Origin of the sequence: Streptomyces sp. cg40 (genome assembly GCF_050320165.1) — a bacterium.
GTDB classification, from domain to species: domain Bacteria; phylum Actinomycetota; class Actinomycetes; order Streptomycetales; family Streptomycetaceae; genus Streptomyces; species Streptomyces hokutonensis.
Window position 1 is genome coordinate 3,451,946 of record NZ_CP190128.1, and the last position, 22,882, is coordinate 3,474,827.

Here is a 22,882-nt window from a genome sequence, read left to right on the forward strand (position 1 = left end):
CCCTGAGTCAGCGTCCGTTGACCCGCGTTGCTCAGCGTCGCTCCGGCTTCGCGCTCCGCGACATCAGCTCCTTGACCGCGACCACCGGAGACTTCCCCTCGTGCACGATCTCGAACACCGTCTCCGTGATCGGCATGTCGACGTCATGTCTGCGGGCCAAGTCCAGTACGGACTCACAGGACTTGACGCCCTCCGCGGTCTGCTTGGTGACCGCGATGGTCTCCTGGAGGGTCATGCCCTTGCCGAGGTTGGTGCCGAAGGTGTGGTTGCGCGACAGCGGCGAGGAGCAGGTCGCCACCAGGTCGCCGAGGCCGGCGAGCCCGGAGAAGGTCAGCGGGTCGGCGCCCATCGCGATGCCGAGCCGGGTCGTCTCGACGAGCCCGCGCGTGATGAGCGAGCCCTTCGCGTTGTCCCCGAGTCCCATGCCGTCCGCGATGCCGACGGCGAGCCCGATCACGTTCTTCACCGCGCCGCCGAGCTCGCAGCCCACGACGTCGGTGATGGTGTACGGCCTGAAGTACGGGGTGTGGCAGGCGGCTTGGAGCCGGCGGGCCACCGCCTCGTCGGTGCAGGCGACCACCGCGGCGGCCGGCATCCGGGAGGCGATCTCGCGCGCGAGGTTGGGTCCGGATACCACGGCGATCCGGTCCCGGCCCACCTTGGCGACGTCCTCGATGACCTCACTCATCCGCATGACGGAGCCGAGCTCGACGCCCTTCATGAGCGAGACGAGGACCGTGTCGGGCGCCAACAGGGGTGCCCAGTCCGCCAAGTTGGCGCGCAGCGTCTGCGAAGGGACCGACAGGACGGTGAAGTCGGCGTCGGCTGCGGCCTCGGCGGGGTCGATGGTGGCCCGCAGGTTCTCCGGGAGTTCGACACCGGGGAAGTAATCGGGGTTCGTACGCGTGGAGTTGATGGCCTCGACGACCTCCGCGCGACGCCCCCACAGCGTGACCTCGCACCCCGCGTCGGCGAGCACCATGCCGAAGGCCGTGCCCCATGAACCGGCGCTGAAAACGGCCGCCTTGACCGGCTTGCTCACGTGCCCTGCCCCTCTTCCTGCTCGGCCTTCGGCTCGGTCGCCGACTCGGCCCCGGACTCCAACTGCTCGGTCTCCGCGGCCGTCCGGCGCCGCTGCTCGATCCGCTCGCGGCGCGGATCGTAGGGCGTCTCGGGTGCCTCGGCGCCGCGGATCTGCTCCAACAGGCGTGTGATGTCGGCCATGATGACCTCGGTCGCCTCCTTGAGGAGGTCCGGGCTCATGTCCTTGCCGTAGAAGCGCGTGAGGTCCACCGGCGGGCCCGCGAGCACATGGCTGGTCTTGCGCGGGAAGACGTGCAGCTTCTTGGCGTACGGCGGCAGCAGCTCGTTGGCGCCCCACTGGGCGACGGGAATCACCGGGCACTTGGTCTGCAGGGCCACGCGCGCGGCACCGGTCTTGCCGGTCATGGGCCACTGGTCGGGGTCACGGGTGATGGTGCCCTCGGGATAGAACGCGACGCATTCACCGCGCTCCACGGCGTCGATCGCGGCGCGGAAGGCGCTCAACGCGTCCGTGGTCTCGCGATAGACGGGGATCTGTCCGGTGCCGCGCATCACGGCGCCGACGAATCCCTTCTTGAAAAGGCCGCTCTTCGCGAGGAATCGCGGAACGCGCCCGGTGTTGTACTGGAAGTGAGCATACGCAAAGGGATCTACGTGCGAATTGTGGTTCACCGCGGTGATAAATCCACCCTCGGCCGGAATGTGTTCCGTTCCGCGCCAGTCCCGCTTGATCAGAACCACCAGCGGCGGTTTGGCGATCACCGCTGCCAAGCGGTACCAGAAGCCGATTCTGCGGCGGGGCACACGAGCACCTTCCTCTAGGGCCTGGGGGGCCGCACAAGTGTCGCCCCAGGCCGTCGGTCTGTCGAGAACACCGTACGCCCCGCCACCGACAACGCCAGGGGCGCCGGGTGACAATGACCGTGACAAGAGAGGGACGGAACCCGCGTGCAGTGGACCTTGGTGCTACCCCTGAAGTCTCTGGCGCGAGCCAAGACCAGGCTCTCGGACACGGCCGGCGACGGGCTGCGGCCGGGGCTCGCCCTCGCCTTCGCACAGGACACCGTGGCGGCCGTGCTGGCCTGCCCGGCGGTCTGTGATGTGGCGGTCGTCACGGGCGACGCCCTGGCCGGCCGCGAACTGGCCGCGCTGGGCGCCCGGATCGTCGCGGACGAGCCGGGAGGCGGTCTGAACGCCGCGCTGCGGCACGCGGCGACGGTCGTGCGGGTTTCCCGCCCCGAAAGCGCGGTGGCGGCCCTGAACGCCGATCTGCCGGCTCTGCGTCCCGTGGAATTGGCCCGGGTCCTGGACGCGGCGGCGGAATTCCCGCGTGCATTTCTCCCGGACGCCGCCGCAATCGGCACCACCTTGCTCACCGCGCGCGCGGGCCGTGAATTGCACCCGGCATTCGGCACCGATTCCCGCGCCCGCCATCGCGCCTCCGGAGCGGCCGAACTCGCCCTGGACGCGGTGGATTCCGTACGGCAGGACGTGGACACCGGCGAGGACCTGCGCGCGGCGCTGGCCCTGGGCGTGGGGCCGCGCACGGCGGCGGCGGCCGCGGGGCTGCTGATCCCCGGGCAGTAGACGGCAGTAGGCTGCGGCCATGCAGGCGACCGCTTACACCTACGACGCCGGGACCCGTACCGGGAGTGTGCTGCTCGACGACGGCACCCCGGTGCCCTTCGACGCCGACGCGTTCGACGCGGGCGGGCTGCGGCTGCTGCGGCCGGGACAGCGGGTGCGGATCGAGACCGAGGGGCCGAAGGACGGCCTCCGGGTCACATTGGTGACGCTGCAAACCTTCTGAACGCCCGCGCACGGGCCGTGTACACGCCGCGGGCCGGACTCCCAGCGGGAGTCCGGCCCGGCGCGTGAGTGCCCTGCGTTCCGCTGACTAGCGGGTGGCGGTGGCCTTCTTGGCGGTGGTCTTGCGCGTCGCCGACTTCTTGGCCGGGGCCTTCTTGGCCGCAGCCTTCTTGGCGGTGCCGGTGGCCTTCTTGGCCGCCGTCTTCTTGGCCGTCGCCGTGGTCTTCTTGGCGGTCGCCTTCTTGGCCGTGGTCTTCTTGGCGGTGGCCGTCTTGGCCGCCGTCTTCTTCGCCACGGTCTTCTTGGCGACGGTCTTCTTCGCGGTGGCCGTCGCCCTCTTGGCGGTGGTCTTCTTGGCCGCGGCCTTCTTGACCGTCGCCGAAGCGGTGCCGCTCAGGCTGCCCTTGGGCGCCTTCTTGACGGCGACCTCGCCACCGCGCGGGAGCTTCTTCGAGCCGCTCACCAGGTCCTTGAAGCCCTGGCCCGCGCGGAAGCGCGGCACGGAGGTCTTCTTGACCCGAACCCGCTCGCCCGTCTGGGGGTTGCGGGCGTAACGGGCCGGACGGTCGACCTTCTCGAACGAACCGAAACCGGTGACCGAGACCCGGTCCCCACTGACGACGGCACGGACGATGGCGTCCAGTACCGCGTCGACCGCCTCGGCGGCCTGCTGACGGCCACCGACCTTGTCGGCAATCGCTTCTACGAGCTGCGCCTTGTTCACGTCTTCCCCTTCGGAGACATTGGCCGGAACGAAAGTGTTCAGGCTTTTCCGCACGTTAGGCAGATATATACCGCAAATCAAACACGAAACGGGCTAATCACCCGTGCGCCGCAACGAACTCGACTGTCCTGGACTTGTTCAGCGTTCCTCTTCGGGGAATCGACCCGCGTCGAGGTCGGCCGTGAACCGGTCCAGTCGCCTTGTCGCATCGGCGAGATCGTGCTTGGCCGCGGCCGTAATGACCAGCAGCTTCCGGGCCAGCGCCATCCGTACGCCCTCCGGGACTTGCAGTGCGCGCACCCTTGTGTGCGCTTCCTTGAGTTGGTCCGCGACTGCCGCATAGAGCTTGAGTTGGCCGTCGTGTTCCATGCACAGATTGTGCCATCTGGGGCGAGTTGTCGCCTGCGGGGGTCGCAACTGGTGCCTCGAACGGCCTGACGGAGCCCGGCGGCAGCCTTGGCTCAAAGCTGCGCCTACCCAGTCAACACCCTGTCTAACATGGGAAGTTGAGAGAAGCGTTGGAGGCGCGCGGGGCCGTTCGAGTGCAGACATGGCTGTACCCCCAATCGTGGCGATCGGGGGTACAGAGGGTGTCGCGGTGGCCGGATCTCGACCTGGTGCGGGGGCCTGGGTCAGACCTGGACCGTCCGCGGCTTGTACGAGGGGCGCTTGGCCTCGTACGCGGAGATGTCGCCCTCGTTCTGGAGGGTGATGGAGATGTCGTCCAGTCCGTTCAGCAGCCGCCAGCGGGCGTTCTCGTCGAGTTCGAAGGCGGCGGTGATGCCCTCGGCGCGCACCTCACGGGCCTCCAGGTCGACCGTGATCTCGGCCTGCGGGTCCTTCTCGGTGAGTTCCTGCAGCGCGTCCACGATCTTCTGCTCCAGAACGACCGTGAGCAGGCCGTTCTTCAGCGAGTTGCCGCGGAAGATGTCGGCGAACCGGGAGGAGATGACGGCCTTGAAGCCGTAGTTCTGCAGCGCCCACACGGCGTGCTCACGGGAGGAGCCGGTGCCGAAGTCGGGGCCGGCCACCAGAACCGTCGCGCCCTTGCGCTCCGGGCGGTTGAGGACGAAGTTCTCGTCCTTGCGCCAGGCCTCGAAGAGCCCGTCCTCGAAGCCGTCCCTGGTCACCTTCTTGAGCCAGTGGGCGGGGATGATCTGGTCGGTGTCCACGTTGCTGCGGCGCAGCGGGACGGCCCGGCCGGTGTGCGTGGTGAATGCTTCCATGACTCTCAGACTCCAGCGGGCACAGGGGCGTCGGACAGATCGGCGGGCGAGGCCAGATGGCCCAGCACGGCGGTCGCGGCGGCGACCTGCGGCGAGACCAGGTGCGTACGGCCGCCCTTGCCCTGCCTGCCTTCGAAGTTGCGGTTGGAGGTGGACGCGGAGCGCTCACCGGGCGCCAGTTGGTCGGGGTTCATGCCCAGACACATCGAGCAGCCCGCGTGCCGCCATTCGGCGCCGGCCTCCTTGAAGACGACGTCCAGGCCCTCGGAGACGGCCTGGAGACCGACCCGCGCGGAGCCCGGGACGACCAGCATCCGTACGCCGTCGGCGACTTTGCGGCCCTCGACGATCGCGGCGGCCGCACGCAGGTCCTCGATACGGCCGTTGGTGCACGAACCTACGAAGACGGTGTCGACCTTGATGTCGCGCAGCGGCTGGCCGGCCTCCAACCCCATGTATTCCAGGGCCTTTTCGGCGGCGAGGCGCTCCGAAGCGTCTTCGTACGAAGCCGGATCGGGGACGGACGCCGAAAGCGGCGCGCCCTGACCGGGGTTGGTGCCCCAGGTGACGAACGGCGCCAGCGAGGGACCGTCGATGACGACCTCGGCGTCGAATTCCGCGTCGTCGTCGGTCTTCAGGGTCTTCCAGTACGCGACGGCGGCGTCCCAGTCCTCGCCCTCGGGGGCGTGGGCGCGGCCCTTGATGTACTCGAAGGTGGTCTCGTCGGGGGCGATCATGCCCGCGCGGGCACCGGCCTCGATCGACATGTTGCAGATGGTCATGCGGGCCTCCATCGAGAGCTTCTCGATGGCGGAGCCGCGGTATTCGAGGATGTAGCCCTGGCCGCCGCCGGTGCCGATCTTCGCGATGATGGCGAGGATCAGGTCCTTGGCGGTGACACCGTCGGGCAGTTCGCCGTCCACCGTGATGGCCATGGTTTTCGGGCGGGCCAGCGGCAGCGTCTGCGTCGCCAGCACGTGCTCCACCTGGGAGGTGCCGATACCGAACGCCAGCGCGCCGAAGGCGCCGTGGGTGGAGGTGTGGGAGTCACCGCACACGACCGTCGTACCGGGCTGGGTCAGACCCAGCTGCGGTCCCACGACGTGGACGACACCCTGCTCGACGTCGCCCAGGGAGTGCAGGCGCACGCCGAAGTCGGCGCAGTTCTTGCGCAGCGTCTCCAGCTGGGCCCGGGAGACCGGGTCCGCGATGGGCTTGTCGATGTCGAGGGTCGGGGTGTTGTGATCCTCGGTGGCGATGGTGAGGTCGAGGCGCCGCACGGGACGCCCGGCCTGGCGGAGACCGTCGAAGGCCTGCGGGCTGGTCACCTCGTGCAGCAGGTGCAGATCGATGAAGAGGAGGTCGGGCTCGCCCTCGGCGCGCCGGACGACATGGTCGTCCCAGACCTTCTCCGCGAGTGTCCTACCCATCGCTTTCCCTCCGGCCGGCGAAACAGCGCCGGCCCAACTAGAGATCTTGAGGAGACGGCGCTCGCACCCCTGGTTCACGGGCAGCCGCCGCCTGGCCCGTTTGGAACGCGGGCCGCTGTGCCTACAAGAGTTGCGCGTCTCACGAAAAAAGGAACTTGCGTTTCACAGAGTGAGACGCGAGTATCGTTTCATGGACAACAGTAGCGGCGTCGGCGTCCTGGACAAGGCAGCCCTTGTCCTGGGCGCTCTGGAGTCCGGTCCGGCCACCCTCGCGGGTCTGGTCGCGGCGACCGGGCTGGCACGACCCACGGCACACCGGCTGGCCGTGGCCTTGGAACACCACCGCATGGTGGCGCGCGACATGCAGGGCCGTTTCATTCTCGGCCCCCGCCTCGCCGAGCTGGCCGCGGCCGCCGGCGAGGACCGGCTGCTCGCCACGGCGGGCCCGGTGCTCACGCATCTGCGGGACATCACCGGCGAGAGCGCGCAGCTCTACCGCCGCCAGGGCGACATGCGCATCTGCGTGGCCGCGGCGGAACGCCTGTCCGGACTCCGGGACACGGTCCCGGTCGGCTCGACCCTCACGATGAAAGCCGGCTCCTCGGCCCAGATCCTGATGGCCTGGGAGGAGCCCGAGCGCCTGCACCGCGGCCTCCAGGGCGCCCGCTTCACGGCCACGGCCCTCTCGGGCGTACGGCGCCGTGGCTGGGCCCAGTCCATCGGCGAGCGCGAGCCGGGCGTCGCGTCCGTCTCCGCGCCCGTACGCGGCCCCTCGAACCGCGTGGTGGCCGCGGTGTCCGTCTCCGGCCCCATCGAGCGCCTGACGCGCCACCCGGGCCGTATGCACGCCCAGGCGGTCATCGACGCCGCCGCCCGCCTCTCCGAGGCCCTGCGCCGCACCGGCTGATCCCCAGGAACACCACAGAAGGGCCTGCCTCAACGCCGCGGCAGGCCCTTCGTCACGCCCGGGGTCAAGCGCGCACATCGGCCGTCGTTCGGCTGCCGCGCCGTCGTGGCTGGTCGCGCAGTTCCCCGCGCCCCTATGGGGCGCTGCCCACCTAGTCGGACGTCACGCTCCCCGACCGATACGCGAACCGATCCTTGGCCCGCCTCCCCCGCTGCTCCACCGGCACCTGTCCGTGCGCAGCCGCGAGTCCGAAGGCCGGCATGTCGGCGTAGATCGCCTCGTACGACCCCTCCGGCACCACATAGCTCTCGTGCCACAGGCCGACGTGTCCGCGCACCTTCCCCGCCTTCTCCTTGCGGTTGATGATCGCCCACGCCCTGTGATGGAACATGTCGGGCGAACTCGCGTACTTGTAGAGCTTCTCCTTGGACTCCCAGTACTGGACGACGTAGTACGTCCGCGGTGACGCCGTCAGCAGTACGTGTCCGAGCAGTCCGCGGCTCTTGTCCTTCCCCAACTCCCGCAGCATGCGCGGCATCGCGAGGAACACCGGCACCCAGTGGTGCACGGCCCAGAAGCGGTTGATGCGCATGCCGATGAGCAGCACCACCACCTCCCCCTCGGCGGCGGCGGTGGTACGGCCGTTGACAGCCTTCGCGAACATGACTCCCCCTTATTGGGTACCAGCGCTATCCGATGACCCGTGTTTGGATAGTGCCGGTATCCGAGAAAGGGCGCAAGACATGCGGCTGTCCGAGTTGAGCGAGCGCAGCGGTGTGTCCATCGCGACGATCAAGTACTACCTGCGCGAAGGCCTGTTGAGCCCCGGCCGGCAGGTCAACACGACCACCGCCGAGTACGACGAAGAGCACCTGCGCCGACTGCGGCTGGTCCGCGCGATGATCCAGGTCGGCCGGCTGCCGGTGGCCACGGTCCGCGAGGTGCTCGGCCATGTCGACGACGACTCCCTGGGTCGTACGATCCGGTTGGGCGCGGCACTCTGGGCGCTGCCGCAGGTTCCGGAGCCGGACGCGGAGGACGAGTACGTCCAGGCCTCGCACCGCGAGGTGGACGAGCTCCTGGAGACGCTGGGCTGGTCCAACTCCCAGGCGCTGGTGACCATTTCGCCGTCGTACCGCTCATTGGTGGTGGCGGTGGCGGCACTTCGCCGGCTCGGGTACGACTGGCCCCCCGAACTGGTCGTGAACTACGGCAAGTTGATGCGCGAGGCGGCCGTGCTCGACCTGGACTTCGTGGAGACGCATCCCTCGGAGGCCGAGAAGGTGGAGACGGCGGTCGCGGGCGCGATCTTCGTCGAGCCGGTGCTCCAGGCGCTGCACCGGCTGGCACAGGAGGAGGAGTCGGCCCGGCGGTACGGCTTCGAGTGAGCGGGGCACGCGAGAGGCCCCCCACCGAAGTGGGGGGCCTCTCGTCTACGTACCCCCGACCGGATTCGAACCGGCGCTACTGCCGTGAGAGGGCAGCGTGCTAGGCCGCTACACAACGGGGGCGCAGATCATGCGGGCGTTCAAAACTACACAGCCGCAGATCAGAGCTGGTCTACCAGGACTCGAACCTAGAATGACGGTACCAGAAACCGTAGTGTTGCCAATTACACCATAGACCAAGGTATTGCAAGGTAAAACGTACCCCCGACCGGATTCGAACCGGCGCTACTGCCGTGAGAGGGCAGCGTGCTAGGCCGCTACACAACGGGGGCCCTAGCGATCCTGCATGGAGGGTGATGGGTGCGACCCGGACCACCTTCCTGGGAAGGATCTGTACCCCCGACCGGATTCGAACCGGCGCTACTGCCGTGAGAGGGCAGCGTGCTAGGCCGCTACACAACGGGGGCGTTGCAGAATTCAAAGCATCTGCGAGCTGGCCTACCAGGACTCGAACCTAGAATGACGGTACCAGAAACCGTAGTGTTGCCAATTACACCATAGGCCACTAAAACGCAAGCCCTTGCGGGGATCTTGTTCTAGTTACCGCCTCCGGTTCCTGACCTTTCGGCCCGTCCCCCGGCGGCGACAGGAACAACATTACCCGAAGGTGGACGGGGCTCCAAAACGGGTATCGGCGCCGAGCAGAGCGGGGAGTTCGGCGAGAGAGCCGATCCGGTGGCGCCCCACCAGGGCCTCGACGGAGGTGTGCCCGCCGTGGCGGTCGATCCAGACGGAGAGCAGACCGGCGTCCGCGGCACCCCGTCCGTCGATCTCGGGGTGATCTCCGACATACGCCACCTCTCGCGGCGGCAGTTCCAGCGCTTCGCAGGCCGCGAGGAAGGCGCCGGCCTCGGGCTTGGAGACGCCCAGTTCGGCCGCGCACAGGATGACCTCGAAGCGGTCGTGCACGCCGAGGGCGCGCAGCTTGCGGTCCTGCACGGTGAGGCTGGAGTTGGAGAGGACGGCGTGCCGGTGGGTGGCCGCGAGGGCGTCCAGGACGGGCAGGACGTCCGGGAAGAGGGCCCAGGCCGTCTCGTAGTGGTCCTTGTAGCGCCGGAACCAGTCGTCGGCCTCGGCGTCGGTCAGCTCCCGGTCCAGGAAGTGCCGGACCCGGTCGAGCCGCTGCCCCTCGAACGAGACCTCGCCGGCCGAGAACCGCGCCCAGTGGAACTCGGTGGCCACCCGCCAGCGCTCCAGGGCCGCAGCCAGGCTCACGTGCCCGTCGAGCAGCCCCTCGGCCACCAAGTGCTCACGCATGGCGGCACGGTCCGCGCCGGTGTAGTCGAACAGGGTGTCGTCGACGTCCCAGACCACGGCCCGAATGCTCATGATCCGACGGTAACTCAGGGCCCCGGGGCGAGTCAGCGCACCAGGGCCCGGGAATCGACGGACCATGCGCAGGAGAGGGTCCTCGAGCTGGGCAGCACGGATGCGGGATGCCGTAGCGTGGTGGGACCGACGAGCGAAAGTCCGAGCCACAGCCATGACCGAGTACCGCGTCCAGTTCACCGTCGAAGCCCGCACGACGTATGACGCCCTGCCCGGAGAACGCAGGGCCCAGTTGGACAGGGCCGTGCGCATACTGGCCCGCGACCCGTTCCGTAAGACATCGACCGCGCAGCTCGGCCCCGAGGAGCACCTGCGCAAAGCCTACGTGGCTCCGGGCGTCATGGTGGAGTACATGGTGGCCGGCACGATCATGGTCGTCGTGGTGCTGGAGATCTTCGACGAGAGCCACTACCTGATCGACGAGAACGACGCCACCTGACAACGAGTGCGGGCGAATCGGTCCGTTGGACCGGTGGCCGCACGCCGGGACATGAGAGGGGCGGCACCCGGATCACCGGGTGCCGCCCCTCTCACGCGCGTCGTTCAGGCCGTCAGCTTCGTCAGCGCCGCGTCGATGCGCGCCAGCGTCTTCTCCCTGCCCAGGATCTCCAGGGACTCGAAGAGCGGCAGGCCGATCGTGCGGCCGGTGACGGCGACGCGGACCGGGGCCTGGGCCTTGCCGAGCTTGAGGCCGTGGGTCTCGCCGGCGGCCAGGACGGCCTCCTTGAGGGACTCGGCCGAGGTCCAGTCCGCGGCCTCCAGCTTCTCGCGGGCCGTACGGAGGAGCGCGTCGGAGCCCTCCTTCATCGCCTTCGTCCAGGACGCCTCGTCCTCGACCGGCTCGGCCAGGAAGAGGAAGTCGACGTTGTCCGTGATCTCCGACAACACCTTCAGGCGGGTCTGCGCGTGCGGGGCGACGGCCTGCCACTTGGCCTCGTCGAAGTCCTCCGGCGCCCAGGGGGCGAACGGGGCCCGAAGCCACGGGGCGCAGCGCTCCGTGAAGTCCTTCACGTCCAGGAGACGGATGTGGTCGGCGTTGATCGCCTCGCACTTCTTCAGGTCGAAGCGCGCCGGGTTGGGGTTGACGTCCGCGATGTCGAAGGCCGCGACCATCTCGTCCATCGAGAAGATGTCCTGGTCCGCGGAGAGCGACCAGCCCAGCAGGGAAAGGTAGTTGAGCAGTCCCTCGGGCAGGAAGCCGCGCTCCCGGTAGAGGTTGAGGGACGACTGCGGGTCGCGCTTGGAGAGCTTCTTGTTGCCCTCGCCCATCACGTACGGCAAGTGCCCGAAGGACGGCACCGACTTGGCGATGCCGAGGTCGATCAGCGCCTTGTACAGGGCGATCTGACGGGGCGTCGAGGAGAGCAGGTCCTCGCCGCGCAGGACGTGGGTGATCTCCATCAGGGCGTCGTCGACCGGGTTGACGAGCGTGTACAGCGGGGCGCCGTTGGCTCGTACGATCCCGTAGTCCGGGACGTTCTCCGGGGTGAACGTCAGCTCGCCGCGGACCAGGTCGGTGAAGGTGATCGTCTCGTCGGGCATCCGGAAGCGGACGATCGGCGTGCGGCCCTCGGCCTTGTACGCCTCGACCTGCTCGGCGCTCAGGTCGCGGCAGTGGCCGTCGTAGCCGGACGGCTTGCCGGCGGCGCGGGCGGCGTCGCGGCGGGCGTCCAGCTCCTCGGTGGAGCAGTAGCAGTCGTAGGCGTGGCCGGCGTCCTGGAGCTTCTTGGCGACGTCCTTGTAGATGTCCATGCGCTGCGACTGGCGGTAGGGCGCGTGCGGGCCGCCGATCTCGGGGCCCTCGTCCCAGTCGAAGCCCAACCAGCGCATCGCGTCGAGGAGTTGGCCGTAGGACTCCTCGGAGTCGCGGGCCGCGTCGGTGTCCTCGATGCGGAAGACCAGCGTGCCCTGGTTGTGCTTGGCGAAGGCCCAGTTGAACAGGGCGGTGCGGACCAGGCCCACGTGCGGGTTGCCGGTCGGCGAGGGGCAGAAACGGACACGGACAGCTGGGGCGGATGCGCTAGCCACGCTTGACAACCTTGTTGGTGAGAGTGCCGATGCCTTCGATGGTGACGGCGACCTCGTCGCCGACGGTGAGCGGTCCGACGCCTGCCGGGGTGCCCGTGAGGATCACGTCGCCGGGGAGCAGCGTCATGGCCTCGGTGATGTTGACGATCAGGTCCTCGATCGAGTGGATCATCTCGCTGGTCCGGCCGAGCTGTCGCTGCTGGCCGTTGACCGTGAGCTGGATGGTGAGGTCGCTCGGGTCGAGTTCCGTCTCCACCCAGGGGCCGAGCGGGCAGGAGGTGTCGAAGCCCTTGGCCCGGGCCCACTGCTTCTCGCGCTTCTGGACGTCCCGCGCGGTGATGTCGTTGGCGCAGGTGTAGCCGAGGATGACGTCCTTGACGCGCTCGCGCGGGACCTCGCGGCACATCCGGCCGATGACGACGGCCAGTTCGGCCTCGTGGTGGAGGTCCTCGGTGAAGGAGGGGTACTGGATGTCGTCGCCGGAGCCGATCACCGAGGTGGACGGCTTGAAGAAGGCGAAGGGGGCGTCCGGTACCTCGTTGCCCAGTTCCCGGGCGTGCTCGGCGTAGTTGCGGCCGTAGGCGACGACCTTGTTCGGGAGGACCGGGGGCAGCAGCCGGACCTTGCTCAGCGGGACCTTCGTACCGGAGAGTTCGAAGTCCGCGAACGGGATGCCCTTGATGATGTCGAGGACGAGTTCGTCCGGCCTGTCGCCCTCGACCGCGCCGAAGGCGACGTTCCCGTCGATGGAGAATCTGGCGATGCGCACGGGATCCCGGCACCCTTCACTGAGCTGGCTGGAGCTGGAGTCTGACGCTCCAGGCTAACCCGGTGCGGGGGCGCTGCTTCGCCGATTAAGTGCTCTCCGGCGGTTCAGGTCGCGGGAAAGCAGCGGCGTCGGCGGCGGGGCCGGTGCGCGCCGCCGCAAGGCGGAAGAGGGCGGCGACGCGATGGGTGCCCCCCGCGTGAGGTTGTTCGGGCGCGGGCGGCTGCGCGCCGCCCCCGTGGCGGCTCGGTGCGTGGTCCGGGGCCCGGCCGGCGGCTCGGGGAGTGCCGGGCGGAAGCGCTCGCGCGACTACTCCGCGGCGGCGCCGACCGGGATCTCCATGAGGACGGTGCGGCGCGGGTTGGCGGTCTGGGCCGGCAGGTCGAGCGAGTGTTCCTGCTGCTCCGGCGTCTGCAGCGCGTCGGCGTCCGACAGGTGCGCCAGCGTCGTGCGTCGCGGGTTGGCAATGTTGCGGAACATCATCGTCGTCTTCACTGTTGTACTCGACCCTCGTCTGTCCTGGGTGGGTGGTTGACAGATTGTGCCCTCATGTAAAGCGTCAGGCTAAACATCCAATTCCCGGCCGAACGCGTGAAGAGCCCATGATCCGCATGTGAGTTTGCTCACCACCCTGTGGGCAAAGCGACCAATTCGGACCGCCAACTCACCTCGACGAAACGGACATTGACCCCCTGAAGCTGCCATTCCGCTCCTGATCATGGCGACTGGGGCACATCCCGCACCCCCCGGGATCGTGACGATAAGTCCACTTTGGAGTGAATAGCTTTCTACGTCTCGTGACACTGTCCTCACGGGGTGTCACACAGGTCACAGCCTGGCCTACGGGCCTTGTTGGAGATCCGGCACTGTGCTGGAATTCCACGGACCGCCGCAGAATCAGCCCGGCGCGCAGGGGGCGCAACGCAGCGCCGAGGGCGGCGGAAGGGGGAGCAGCGCCGGTCACTCACGACCACACATGGGGTGCGCGTTCAGGGCGCTCCCCAAGACGCCGACACCGTCCTTCCGTTCGCGCGGGGGACGCCTGGTCCAGAGGTTGCGACGCTAGTGCAGGGACGTTTCAAGAGGGATGGCAGTGCTCCGGCGGAGCCGGAGCCGCATGGCGGGGCTGGCCCCAACACCGGCAGCTCCTCGCCCCAGCACGCCCAGAACCCGGGCCCGGCACCGTCAGGTGAAGGCGGGGCCCCCGGGCGCCCCGGTGTGTCCGCAGCCCCGACCCCCGCGCCCCCGGCCAAGCCGCCGAGCGGTGCTCCGGGACCCGGCTCGCGCGTCGCCCTGCGCAACTGGCGCATCTCCACGCGCCTGGTGTCGCTGCTCGCGCTCCCCGTGGTCGCGGCCACCTCGCTGGGTGCCCTGCGCATCAGCGACTCCATGACCGACATCCAGCAGCTCGACAACATGAAGCTGCTGACGGACATGACCAAGCAGGCCACCGAGCTGGCCACCGCGCTCCAGGAGGAGCGCGACCAGTCGGCCGGTCCCCTGTCGCACGGCACCAAGGCCACCGACTACCAGATCAAGGGCTACGAGGAGAAGACCGACCGGGCCCGCGACAACTTCATCAACTCCTCGGAAGAGGTGGACAGCGCCAGCAGGAACGGAAACCTGCAGGGCGTCCGCGAGACCGTGGTCGGCCTCGCCACCGAGTTGGACAACCTCGACAAGATCCGCAAGACGGCGTACCAGTCGAAGGGCAACTCGACGCAGACGGTCGACGCATACCACCGTCTGATCACCCAGCTGCTCGACCTCTCGCAGGACATGGCGGAGGCCACCAGCAACCCCGAGATGATCCAGCGCACGCGCGCCCTGGCCGCCTTCTCCTCGGCCAAGGAGTTCGCGTCCGTGCAGCGCGCCGTCATCGCGGCGGCCCTGCCCGACAACAACACGACCACCGGCAAGCTCTCCGACAACGACCGGCTCTACGCCGACTCGGCGCTGGAGAGCGAGAAGTCGGACCTGGCGATCTTCCGCAACATCTACGGCGACCAGGGTGCCGAGGAGCTCATCCAGCCGATCGAGGACGGCAACGCCACGATCGACGCCGCGGACAAGTACGCGGAGCGCGCCCTGGCCAACTCCAACGGCCTGGCCTCGCTGGACAAGCGGTCCTACAAGGACTGGGTGGACGACAGCTCGACCAAGATCGAGCAGATGAAGAAGATCGAGCACACGCTCCTGGAGGACATGGAGCAGAAGGCCCGCGAGCTGCGCTCCGCCTCCGAGCGCGAGGCGATCATCTCCGGTGCGCTGATCCTGCTCGTGCTCGGTGTCTCCCTCGTCGGCGCCTTCGTCATCGCCCGGTCCATGATCCGCTCGCTGCGCCGGCTCCAGGAGACCGCCAACAAGGTCGCCCAGGACCGGCTGCCCGAGCTGGTCAAGCAGCTCTCCGAGTCCGACCCGCAGGACGTCGACACGTCCGTGGAGTCGGTCGGTGTGCACTCCCGGGACGAGATCGGCCAGGTGGCCGCGGCCTTCGACGACGTGCACCGCGAGGCGGTCCGCCTCGCCGCCGAGCAGGCCCTCCTGCGGGGCAACGTCAACGCGATGTTCACCAACCTCTCGCGCCGCTCCCAGGGCCTCATCCAGCGTCAGCTCTCGCTCATCTCCGAGCTGGAGTCCCGCGAGGCCGACCCGGACCAGCTGTCCTCGCTGTTCAAGCTCGACCACCTCGCGACCCGCATGCGCCGTAACGGTGAGAACCTTCTCGTTCTCGCCGGTGAAGAGCCCGGCCGCCGCTGGACCCGCCCGGTCCCGCTGGTCGACGTGCTCCGCGCCGCCGCCTCCGAGGTGGAGCAGTACGAGCGCATCGAGCTCTCCTCCGTGCCGACCACCGAAGTGGCCGGCCGCGTGGTCAACGACCTCGTGCACCTGCTCGCCGAGCTGCTGGAGAACGCGACCTCGTTCTCCTCGCCGCAGACCAAGGTCAAGGTCACCGGTCACGCGCTGCCCGACGGCCGCGTCCTGATCGAGATCCACGACACCGGTATCGGCCTCTCCCCCGAGGACCTCGCGGCGATCAACGAGCGGCTCGCCTCGCCGCCCACCGTGGACGTCTCGGTCTCCCGCCGCATGGGCCTCTTCGTGGTCGGTCGTCTGTCCCAGCGTCACGGCATCCGCATCCAGCTGCGCCCCTCCGACTCCGGTGGTACGACCGCGCTGGTCATGCTCCCGGTCGACGTCGCCCAGGGCGGCAAGAAGCCCGCTCCGGGCAAGCCCGGCCAGGCCGCCGTCGGCGCGGGTGCCGCGGCTGCCGCCGCCGGTGCCGGTGCGGCCCGCCGGGGCAACGGCCAGGGCGGCTCCGCCCTCGGCGCGGGCGCTCCGGCGAACGGCGGACTGCTCGGCGCCGGTGCCGCTCCGCGCGGCCAGGTCGGTTCCGGTCAGGGCCCGCGGGCCGCGCTGCCCGGTGCGGGCGGTGGACGTCCGGGTGGTCCCGGTGCTCCTGGTGCTCCCGGCGGTGCGCGTGGACCGCAGGGTCCCTCGGCGCCGCAGGGCCGTCCGGCCGCCGGTTCCGGTGCCGGTCTCTTCGGCCAGGCGCCCGGTGCCCCACAGGGCCTCCAGGCGGCCGGTACGGGCGCTCCGCAGGGCTTCGGCGACGGACGCCAGGACGCCTTCGGCGGGACCCCTCCGCAGCAGCAGAACGGCGCGGTTCCCCCGCAGCGTGGGAACAACGAGCCCGAGCCGCCCCGTGGCGGTGGCCGGCGCCGCGGCCGTCAGCCGCAGCTCCCGCCGCGCGGTGGCGCGCGGGCCGAGCTGCCGGGCGGCAACAACAACCAGCGCCCGAGCTGGAGCGACGAGAACGCGCAGCCCCCGCTGGGCCGCGGCAACCTCGACGCCCCGCGCGGCCACGACGAGCGCGACGCCGAGCAGACCTCCCGGATGCCGCGCATCGACGACCGTCAGGGCCCCGGCACGCAGGAGATGCCGGCGATCCCGCGCCTGGACGCGCAGGACAGCAGGCAGTTCCCGCGCCCGGGCACCAGCGGACCGCAGGACACGGGCTCCTTCCCGCGTCCGGGTACGGGCGGACCGCAGGACACCGGCTCCTTCCCCCGGCCGAACCTCAACGGGTCCCAGAACACGGGCCAGTTGCCGCGCCAGGGTGCCAACGGATCGCAGGCGGGCGGCCAGTTCCCGCGGCAGGACTTCGAGCCTCCGCGGCCCGGCTCCAACTCGCAGCAGAACGGCGGCCAGTTCGTCCGCTCGGACGTCTTCGGCGCTCCGAACAGCCCGGCCAACAATCCGTCGAACCCGGCCAACACGGGACAGTTCGCCGTCCCGCAGGCCTACGACGCGAACTCCACCGGCCAGTTCGCGACACCCGGTTTTGACAACGGGTCCACCGGTCAGCACAATCTGCCGGGCCGTCAGAACCCCGGGAACACCGGGCAGTTCGACCGTCCGCAGGTCAACGGGAACCGCAACGGCGCCGACTTCGGCACCGCGCGGCCGCCCGCCCCGCAGCGTCCCACCCGCCAGGAGCCCGAGGCGTTGCCGCCTGCCACGGGTCCCGGTGACGGCAGGACGCCGCTGTACGACACGCTGGAGACCAACTGGTTCCACGGCCAGCAGGCGGAAGCGCAGAGCCAGAGCAACGGCTCCGCGCCCGCCCCGCAGCCGCAGGCACCGCAGGCTCCGGCGACACCCCCTCAGCGTCCCACGGGCGGTACCTGGCGCAGCTCGCCGAACGACGATCTCGTTCGGCAGGCGGAGCGCGTACGGCAACCGGCCGCGGGCGGCGTCACCACCTCCGGCCTGCCGCGCCGGGTGCCCAGGGCGAACCTCGTCCCGGGTACGGCTCAGCAGCAACAGCACCAAACCGGTCCGCAGGTCTCCCGTGCGCCTGATGACGTACGCGGCCGGCTGACCAATCTCCGTCGGGGCATCGCACAGGGCCGCCAGGCCGGTACGGGTACCGGCCAGACCGGCAGCTTCCCCAGCCCCACTCACCAGCAGGAGCGTTAGTTGAGCCAGATGAGCCAGGCGGCACAGAACCTCAACTGGTTGATAACCAACTTCGTGGACAACACCCCCGGTGTGTCCCACACCGTCGTCGTATCCGCCGACGGACTCCTTCTGGCCATGTCGGAAGGTTTCCCGCGCGACCGCGCCGACCAACTCGCGGCCGTGGCATCCGGGTTGACCTCGCTGACGGCCGGGGCCTCCCGGATCTTCGAGGGCGGAGACGTGGCACAGACGGTCGTCGAGATGGAGCGAGGGTTCCTCTTCCTCATGTCCGTCTCGGACGGCTCGTCCCTGGCGGTGCTCGCGCACCCCGAGTGCGACATCGGCCTCGTCGGCTACGAGATGGCACTGCTCGTCGACCGTGCGGGGGCGGTCCTCACGCCGGACCTGCGCGCCGAACTCCAGGGCAGTCTGCTTCACTGACCGGCCCCGGCACCACCCGTCTCACCAAATCACCGTCCGGCCGCCACAATCCCCCCACCGGCCCTGTCAGACGGCTAAGCCCGACCGACTTGCTGTCCCGCCCGGAGGATTCATGACCCCGCCCACCGCCTCTCATGATCCGTACGCCGAGCCGTACGGGGACGAGGGCGACCAGCCGCTGGTACGTCCTTACGCGATGACCGGCGGCCGGACCCGGCCGCGCTATCAGCTCGCCATCGAGGCACTGATCAGCACCACGGCCGACCCGGCAGCGCTGATGGGACTGCTCCCTGAGCACCAGCGCATCTGCCACCTGTGCCGTGAGGTCAAGTCGGTCGCGGAGGTGTCGGCACTCCTCGCCATGCCCCTCGGTGTGGCGCGGATCCTCGTCGCGGACCTCGCCGAGGCCGGACTGGTGGCCATCCACCAGCCGGGCGGCGACGAGAACAACGGCGGCGCTCCGGACGTGACGCTGCTCGAAAGGGTGCTCAGTGGACTTCGCAAGCTCTGACGGAGGGCGGGCGACCACCTCCGCGAAGATCGTGGTGGCGGGTGGCTTCGGCGTCGGCAAGACCACGTTCGTGGGTGCCGTCTCCGAGATCAACCCGCTGCGCACGGAGGCCGTCATGACGTCCGCCTCGGCGGGCATCGACGACCTCACCCACACCGGGGACAAGACCACCACCACGGTGGCCATGGACTTCGGCCGTATCACCCTGGACCAGGACCTGATCCTGTACCTCTTCGGTACGCCGGGTCAGGACCGTTTCTGGTTCATGTGGGACGACCTGGTGCGCGGCGCGATCGGCGCCGTCGTCCTGGTCGACACCCGCCGTCTCGCCGACTGCTTCCCCGCGGTCGACTACTTCGAGAACAGCGGGCTGCCCTTCGTCATAGCCCTCAACGGGTTCGACGGCCACCAGCCGTACAACCCGGAGGAGGTGCGCGAGGCCCTCCAGATCGGGCCGGACGCGCCGATCATCACGACGGACGCCCGGCACCGCTCGGACGCCAAGAGTGCGCTGATCACGCTGGTCGAGCATGCGCTCATGGCTCGACTGCGGTAGTCAAATCGGTGTTCCCATACGGCAGTTGTCGTAGACACCCCGGAGCCGGCTGTGGCCTTTGACACGGTCGGCCCCGGTGTTCATAACGTTTCGGCAGAGGAATCGGGTGGTACCGCAACGCGTCGCGGTCGTCCGGTGCCACTGCGCTAACAAAGCCCCGTCTTTTGGCGGGGCTCGCTCTTTATGACCGTTTTATCTGGGGCTTACATCACTCGGAATCCGCCGTTCCGACTGTTTGGAATCGCGCAGGCTGACGTGCTGGAATGCCTGAACTGCCCAATAGTCAACGACGTACTGATAGTCAGCGCTCGTTGACGGGCCTGAGACACTGCGGCACGAGGATAGGTGCCGACCGCCGGAAGGTTGTTGGTCGAGTGAGGCGAAGCAAGAACGGTCCCGAGCCGTCGGCCCGGGGCAACTTCACCCCGCCGCCGCGCGGAGCGGCGCCCGCCCCTGTGCCAGGCTCGGAGCCCTCGGCACCACCCCCTCCCAGCGGGGGCCGTTTCTCGCCCCGCAACTGGCGGGTGCCGACCCGGCTGAACGCGATCCTGCTCATACCCGTGGGCGTCGGCCTCATCATGGGCGGCTTCCAGGTCAGGAGCTCGATCGACACCTGGCAGAACGCCGAGGACGCGGAGAAGACCGCCCGCGTGGTGCAGGCCGCGCTGACCTACAGCAACGCGGTCACCAACGAGCGTGACGTGACCGCCGCTCCGCTGCTGGAGGGCAAGGGCCAGAAGAACGCGACCGTCGTGGCGGCCCGCAAGGCCACCGACGACGCGGCCGACGCCTTCGACAAGGCCGTGCAGAACATGCCGGACTCCCCGGGCCTGGAGCGCCGCCTCAGCCGCTTCCGCAAGGTGGAGCCGTCGCTCCAGACGGTCCGGGCCAACGCCTACACCTCCAAGATGAAGGGCGTCCAGACCGAGGAGAGCTACGTCAACCTGGAGCACCCGCTCCTGGAGTTCTCCAACGAACTGGGCCTCGGCACCGGCAACATCACCAGCTACGGCCGCTCGGTCTACGCCATCGCGCTGGCCAAGGGCGCGCTCTCCCTGGAGCGCTCCATCGGCACCCACCTGCTGATCAACCCCGGCCCCGACGCGAACAGCCTGGCCACCCAGCGCACCGCCCTCACCTCGTACGCCTACCTGGAGGGCATCGCCATCCAGGAGTACCAGGCCGGTGGTACGGACGCGGACATCGCGAAGCTGAACACCGCACTGGCGAAGGTGCAGACCGACGGCACGGCCCTGGTCAAGCAGGCAGCCGCGCAGGCGAAGGCCGCCGGCAAGACATACGTGCCGCCGCCGAGCGCGATCAAGACGGTCACGGCCATGTCGCAGCTGGACACCACCGACATCGCGGCGCGTGACGCCCTTGCCCAGCAGGGCATCACCGCGCAGAACTGGTGGGCGGGCACGACCCTCAAGTACGAGGCGTACCGCAAGATCGAGGAGGACAAGGCCGACACCGCGGTGAGCGAGGCCTCCGACATCGCGAACAACGCCAAGCGCGACGCCATCATCACCGGTGCCATCGTCATCGTCGCCCTGCTCCTCGCCTTCATCCTCGCCGGCGCGGTCGCCCGCCAGATGAGCCGCTCGATGCGCCAGCTGCGCAACGCGGCCTTCGGCATCGCCGAGCAGCGCCTGCCGATGCTGGTCGACCAGCTCTCGCGCACCGACCCCGGCCGCGTCGACACCCGGGTCCAGCCGATCCCCATCACCACGACGGACGAGATCGGCGAAGTCGCCAGAGCCTTCGACCAGGTCCACCGCGAGGCCGTACGACTGGCCGCCGAGCAGGCCCTCCTGCGCGGCAACATCAACGCGATCTTCACCAACCTCTCGCGCCGCAACCAGTCCCTGATCGAGGGCCAGCTGACCCTGATCACCGACCTGGAGAACAACGAGGCCGACCCGGACCAGCTGGAGAACCTCTTCCGCCTGGACCACCTCGCGACCCGTATGCGCCGCAACGGCGAGAACCTCCTGGTCCTCGCCGGCGAGGAGCCCGGCCGCCGCTGGGACCAGCCGGTCCCGCTGGTCGACGTGCTGCGCGCCGCCTCCTCCGAGGTGGAGCAGTACGAGCGCATCGAGCTCTCCGGTGTCCCGGAGGCCGAGATCCACGGCCGCGCGGTCACCGACCTCGTGCACCTGCTGGCCGAGCTGCTGGAGAACGCGACGACGTTCTCCTCCCCGCAGACCAAGGTCCGCGTGACCGCGACCCGTCTCCCCGACGGCCGCGTGATGATCGAGATCCACGACAAGGGCATCGGCCTCACCGCCGAGGACTTCGCGGACATCAACCACAAGCTGGCCAACCCGCCGACCGTGGACGTCGCGATCTCCCAGCGCATGGGCCTCTTCGTGGTCGGCCGCCTCTCCGACCGGCACGGCATCCGCGTCCAGCTCCGCCCCTCGGGCGAGCAGGCCGGCACCACCTCGCTGGTCATGCTGCCCGACGCGATCACCCACGGTGGCGGTGGCGAACAGCAGCTCCAGCGCGACGAGTTCACCGTCTCGCAGATCATGCCGGAGCAGCCGCAGTACCAGGGCGAGGACTTCAACCGCGCCCCGCTCACGGCCGCCGAACTCGGCTTCGACGACACCCGCTACCCCGAGGTGCCGGACGACATCCGCGAGCTCGACCCGGTCGGCCGCTCGCTGATGCGCGAGGAGCGCCGGGCGGCCCTGGAGTCCCAGAAGCCGGGCCAGGAGGCCCTGGAACCGGGCTCCTACCCGGAGTTCACCGAGTTCGAGGAACCCCAGCAGCAGCCGTACGCCGAGAACGGGCAGCAGGCGTACCAGGAGCAGCAGACGGCGTACAACGGCCAGCCGGCGTACGAGGAGCAGCAGCAGACGTCGTACGACGAGCCGCTTCAGCCCGCGTACGACGAGCAGTACTTCGCGCCGAACGGCAACGGTACGCAGAGCGACACCTTCGCCGACTCCTTCCCGTCCAACGGCGGTTACCCGGAGCCCGGGTATGCGGAGCCGGTGCGGGAGGAGCACGCGTCGGCGCACGCCGCGGCCCCGGAGACGTACACGGGCTTCGAAGAGCCGTCCTATCAGGACGACTGGCCGCAGCAGGACGGTTACCGCAACGGCTACCCGGACCAGTACGCTCCGGAACCGGAACCTTCGCAGGCCGCTGACGTGAGTGAGCGGGATCACGTAGGCTTCGACCGTCCGGGACCGGCCCCCTCGGCTGTCCACGCGCTGACCGACGCCGGGCTGCCGCGCCGCGGTTCGTCCGCGAAAGGCACCAACGGCTCGCAGCCCGCGCGCCAGGAGTCGGTGGCTTCCGCCCCGGAGAGCAACACCAACATCTTCGGTACGGCGAACGGCACCGCGAACGGAAACGGCAGCGCCAACGGCAGCACCGGGACCGTGGACTGGCGCTCGGCGAACGACGAGCGGTGGCAGCAGGCCTCGGCACTGAAGAAGCCGAAGGCCGGCGGGGTCACCTCCTCCGGCCTGCCGAGGCGGGTGCCCAAGGCCAACCTGGTCGAGGGCACCGCCGAGAGCACCCCTCAGGGCGGCCCCCAGGTCTCCCGCGCTCCCGAGGACATCCGGGGCAGGCTCAGCAACCTGCGCCGCGGGGTCCAGCGGGGTCGCAGTGCGGGAAGTGAAACGAACGGTCAGGGCTTCGGTTCTGACAGCACCTACAACCAGGAGCGTTAGTGTGAGCCC

21 protein-coding genes and 5 tRNA genes are annotated in these 22,882 nt (G+C 69.3%); 10 read left to right on the forward strand and 16 right to left on the reverse strand.

The genetic code is table 11. From position 1 onward, the window contains the following. Positions 1 to 31: 31 nt before the first annotated feature. Together ACQHII_RS14945 and ACQHII_RS14950 are read right to left on the reverse strand one after the other, a co-directional pair. Positions 32 to 1,042 (reverse strand): NAD(P)H-dependent glycerol-3-phosphate dehydrogenase, encoded by a 1,011-nt coding sequence (locus ACQHII_RS14945; protein ID WP_427919774.1) that lies wholly within the window; start codon positions 1,040 to 1,042, stop codon positions 32 to 34. Next, positions 1,039 to 1,848 (reverse strand): lysophospholipid acyltransferase family protein, encoded by an 810-nt coding sequence (locus tag ACQHII_RS14950; RefSeq protein WP_427919775.1) that lies wholly within the window; start codon positions 1,846 to 1,848, stop codon positions 1,039 to 1,041. The genes ACQHII_RS14945 and ACQHII_RS14950 overlap by 4 nt, the downstream gene beginning before the upstream one ends. A 144-nt stretch (positions 1,849 to 1,992) precedes the next feature. Here ACQHII_RS14950 and cofC point away from each other — a divergent pair, with 144 nt between their 5' ends. Both cofC and ACQHII_RS14960 read left to right on the forward strand, forming a co-directional pair. Continuing rightward, positions 1,993 to 2,631 (forward strand): 2-phospho-L-lactate guanylyltransferase, encoded by a 639-nt coding sequence (gene cofC, locus ACQHII_RS14955; RefSeq protein ID WP_427919776.1) that lies wholly within the window; start codon positions 1,993 to 1,995, stop codon positions 2,629 to 2,631. 19 nt (positions 2,632 to 2,650) lie between these two features. Continuing rightward, positions 2,651 to 2,854 carry a hypothetical protein gene (locus ACQHII_RS14960; RefSeq protein WP_427919777.1) on the forward strand — a complete coding sequence of 68 codons (204 nt, stop codon included), beginning with the start codon at positions 2,651 to 2,653 and terminating at the stop codon, positions 2,852 to 2,854. 87 nt (positions 2,855 to 2,941) lie between these two features. On the opposite strand, the gene ACQHII_RS14965 is transcribed toward ACQHII_RS14960, so the two are convergent. The 4 genes from ACQHII_RS14965 to leuC form a co-directional block, all read right to left on the reverse strand. After that, positions 2,942 to 3,577: an HU family DNA-binding protein gene (locus ACQHII_RS14965; RefSeq protein ID WP_019068725.1), complete on the reverse strand. Its 636-nt coding sequence runs from the start codon at positions 3,575 to 3,577 to the stop codon at positions 2,942 to 2,944. Between the two features lie 138 nt (positions 3,578 to 3,715). Continuing rightward, entirely contained in the window at positions 3,716 to 3,946 is a 231-nt protein-coding gene (locus ACQHII_RS14970) for a hypothetical protein (RefSeq protein WP_019068724.1), read from the reverse strand. A gap of 263 nt (positions 3,947 to 4,209) precedes the next feature. Then, on the reverse strand, positions 4,210 to 4,803 hold the full coding sequence (gene leuD, locus ACQHII_RS14975) for a 3-isopropylmalate dehydratase small subunit (RefSeq protein ID WP_019068723.1): 594 nt from the start codon (positions 4,801 to 4,803) through the stop codon (positions 4,210 to 4,212). A 5-nt stretch (positions 4,804 to 4,808) separates the two neighbouring features. After that, positions 4,809 to 6,233: a 3-isopropylmalate dehydratase large subunit gene (gene leuC / locus ACQHII_RS14980; RefSeq protein ID WP_427919778.1), complete on the reverse strand. Its 1,425-nt coding sequence runs from the start codon at positions 6,231 to 6,233 to the stop codon at positions 4,809 to 4,811. A 190-nt stretch (positions 6,234 to 6,423) separates the two neighbouring features. On the opposite strand from leuC, the gene ndgR reads away from it, so the two are divergent. After that, a complete protein-coding gene (ndgR, locus tag ACQHII_RS14985) occupies positions 6,424 to 7,140 on the forward strand; it encodes an IclR family transcriptional regulator NdgR (protein ID WP_019068721.1) in 717 nt (238 codons plus the stop codon). 151 nt (positions 7,141 to 7,291) lie between these two features. Here ndgR and ACQHII_RS14990 read toward each other — a convergent pair whose 3' ends face one another. After that, positions 7,292 to 7,804, reverse strand: a complete 513-nt coding sequence (locus tag ACQHII_RS14990) for a DUF4188 domain-containing protein (RefSeq protein ID WP_427919779.1) — start codon at positions 7,802 to 7,804, stop codon at positions 7,292 to 7,294. Positions 7,805 to 7,883: 79 nt separating this feature from the next. On the opposite strand from ACQHII_RS14990, the gene ACQHII_RS14995 reads away from it, so the two are divergent. Next, a complete protein-coding gene (locus ACQHII_RS14995) occupies positions 7,884 to 8,528 on the forward strand; it encodes a MerR family transcriptional regulator (protein WP_427919780.1) in 645 nt (214 codons plus the stop codon). Between the two features lie 50 nt (positions 8,529 to 8,578). Here ACQHII_RS14995 and ACQHII_RS15000 read toward each other — a convergent pair. The 6 genes from ACQHII_RS15000 to ACQHII_RS15025 form a co-directional block, all read right to left on the reverse strand. Continuing rightward, positions 8,579 to 8,651: transfer RNA gene (locus tag ACQHII_RS15000), tRNA-Glu, on the reverse strand. A gap of 44 nt (positions 8,652 to 8,695) precedes the next feature. Further along, positions 8,696 to 8,767: transfer RNA gene (locus ACQHII_RS15005), tRNA-Gln, on the reverse strand. A 20-nt stretch (positions 8,768 to 8,787) separates the two neighbouring features. Next, positions 8,788 to 8,860: transfer RNA gene (locus ACQHII_RS15010), tRNA-Glu, on the reverse strand. A gap of 62 nt (positions 8,861 to 8,922) precedes the next feature. Beyond that, positions 8,923 to 8,995, reverse strand: a tRNA-Glu gene (locus ACQHII_RS15015). Between the two features lie 26 nt (positions 8,996 to 9,021). Beyond that, positions 9,022 to 9,093: transfer RNA gene (locus ACQHII_RS15020), tRNA-Gln, on the reverse strand. A gap of 92 nt (positions 9,094 to 9,185) precedes the next feature. Beyond that, positions 9,186 to 9,917, reverse strand: coding sequence for an HAD family hydrolase (locus tag ACQHII_RS15025; protein ID WP_427919781.1), 732 nt, complete (start codon positions 9,915 to 9,917; stop codon positions 9,186 to 9,188). Positions 9,918 to 10,071: 154 nt separating this feature from the next. Here ACQHII_RS15025 and ACQHII_RS15030 point away from each other — a divergent pair, with 154 nt between their 5' ends. Continuing rightward, positions 10,072 to 10,356, forward strand: coding sequence for a hypothetical protein (locus tag ACQHII_RS15030; RefSeq protein WP_427919782.1), 285 nt, complete (start codon positions 10,072 to 10,074; stop codon positions 10,354 to 10,356). 104 nt (positions 10,357 to 10,460) lie between these two features. On the opposite strand, the gene gltX is transcribed toward ACQHII_RS15030, so the two are convergent. The 3 genes from gltX to ACQHII_RS15045 all read right to left on the reverse strand — a co-directional run bounded on the left by gltX (position 10,461) and on the right by ACQHII_RS15045 (position 13,206). Continuing rightward, entirely contained in the window at positions 10,461 to 11,945 is a 1,485-nt protein-coding gene (gltX, locus tag ACQHII_RS15035) for a glutamate--tRNA ligase (protein WP_427919783.1), read from the reverse strand. Continuing rightward, positions 11,938 to 12,714: a fumarylacetoacetate hydrolase family protein gene (locus ACQHII_RS15040; RefSeq protein ID WP_427919784.1), complete on the reverse strand. Its 777-nt coding sequence runs from the start codon at positions 12,712 to 12,714 to the stop codon at positions 11,938 to 11,940. Before ACQHII_RS15040 ends, gltX begins: the two co-directional genes overlap by 8 nt. A gap of 306 nt (positions 12,715 to 13,020) precedes the next feature. Beyond that, positions 13,021 to 13,206: a hypothetical protein gene (locus ACQHII_RS15045; RefSeq protein WP_427919785.1), complete on the reverse strand. Its 186-nt coding sequence runs from the start codon at positions 13,204 to 13,206 to the stop codon at positions 13,021 to 13,023. Positions 13,207 to 13,776: 570 nt separating this feature from the next. Between ACQHII_RS15045 and ACQHII_RS15050 the strand changes: the two genes are divergently transcribed. From ACQHII_RS15050 to ACQHII_RS15070, 5 genes are all read left to right on the forward strand, one after another. Further along, on the forward strand, positions 13,777 to 17,694 hold the full coding sequence (locus ACQHII_RS15050; protein ID WP_427919786.1) for a nitrate- and nitrite sensing domain-containing protein: 3,918 nt from the start codon (positions 13,777 to 13,779) through the stop codon (positions 17,692 to 17,694). 9 nt (positions 17,695 to 17,703) lie between these two features. Further along, entirely contained in the window at positions 17,704 to 18,117 is a 414-nt protein-coding gene (locus ACQHII_RS15055; protein ID WP_005479910.1) for a roadblock/LC7 domain-containing protein, read from the forward strand. A 112-nt stretch (positions 18,118 to 18,229) separates the two neighbouring features. Continuing rightward, positions 18,230 to 18,628 carry a DUF742 domain-containing protein gene (locus ACQHII_RS15060; protein ID WP_019058642.1) on the forward strand — a complete coding sequence of 133 codons (399 nt, stop codon included), beginning with the start codon at positions 18,230 to 18,232 and terminating at the stop codon, positions 18,626 to 18,628. Next, the gene (locus ACQHII_RS15065) at positions 18,609 to 19,184 is read left to right on the forward strand and encodes a GTP-binding protein (RefSeq protein ID WP_006375318.1); all 576 of its coding nucleotides are present in this window, start codon (positions 18,609 to 18,611) and stop codon (positions 19,182 to 19,184) included. The genes ACQHII_RS15060 and ACQHII_RS15065 overlap by 20 nt, the downstream gene beginning before the upstream one ends. Positions 19,185 to 19,558: 374 nt before the next feature. Then, on the forward strand, positions 19,559 to 22,873 hold the full coding sequence (locus tag ACQHII_RS15070; protein ID WP_427919787.1) for a nitrate- and nitrite sensing domain-containing protein: 3,315 nt from the start codon (positions 19,559 to 19,561) through the stop codon (positions 22,871 to 22,873). Positions 22,874 to 22,882 lie beyond the last annotated feature (9 nt).

Coding starts and splice junctions, on each gene's coding strand:
- ACQHII_RS14960 (WP_427919777.1), top strand. CDS start 2,651: ATGCAGGCGACCGCTTACACCTACGACGCCGGGACCCGTACCGGGAGT.
- ACQHII_RS14970 (WP_019068724.1), bottom strand. CDS start 3,946: ATGGAACACGACGGCCAACTCAAGCTCTATGCGGCAGTCGCGGACCAA.
- leuD (WP_019068723.1), bottom strand. CDS start 4,803: ATGGAAGCATTCACCACGCACACCGGCCGGGCCGTCCCGCTGCGCCGC.
- leuC (WP_427919778.1), bottom strand. CDS start 6,233: ATGGGTAGGACACTCGCGGAGAAGGTCTGGGACGACCATGTCGTCCGG.
- ndgR (WP_019068721.1), top strand. CDS start 6,424: ATGGACAACAGTAGCGGCGTCGGCGTCCTGGACAAGGCAGCCCTTGTC.
- ACQHII_RS14990 (WP_427919779.1), bottom strand. CDS start 7,804: ATGTTCGCGAAGGCTGTCAACGGCCGTACCACCGCCGCCGCCGAGGGG.
- ACQHII_RS14995 (WP_427919780.1), top strand. CDS start 7,884: ATGCGGCTGTCCGAGTTGAGCGAGCGCAGCGGTGTGTCCATCGCGACG.
- ACQHII_RS15025 (WP_427919781.1), bottom strand. CDS start 9,917: ATGAGCATTCGGGCCGTGGTCTGGGACGTCGACGACACCCTGTTCGAC.
- ACQHII_RS15030 (WP_427919782.1), top strand. CDS start 10,072: ATGACCGAGTACCGCGTCCAGTTCACCGTCGAAGCCCGCACGACGTAT.
- ACQHII_RS15055 (WP_005479910.1), top strand. CDS start 17,704: ATGAGCCAGGCGGCACAGAACCTCAACTGGTTGATAACCAACTTCGTG.
- ACQHII_RS15060 (WP_019058642.1), top strand. CDS start 18,230: ATGACCCCGCCCACCGCCTCTCATGATCCGTACGCCGAGCCGTACGGG.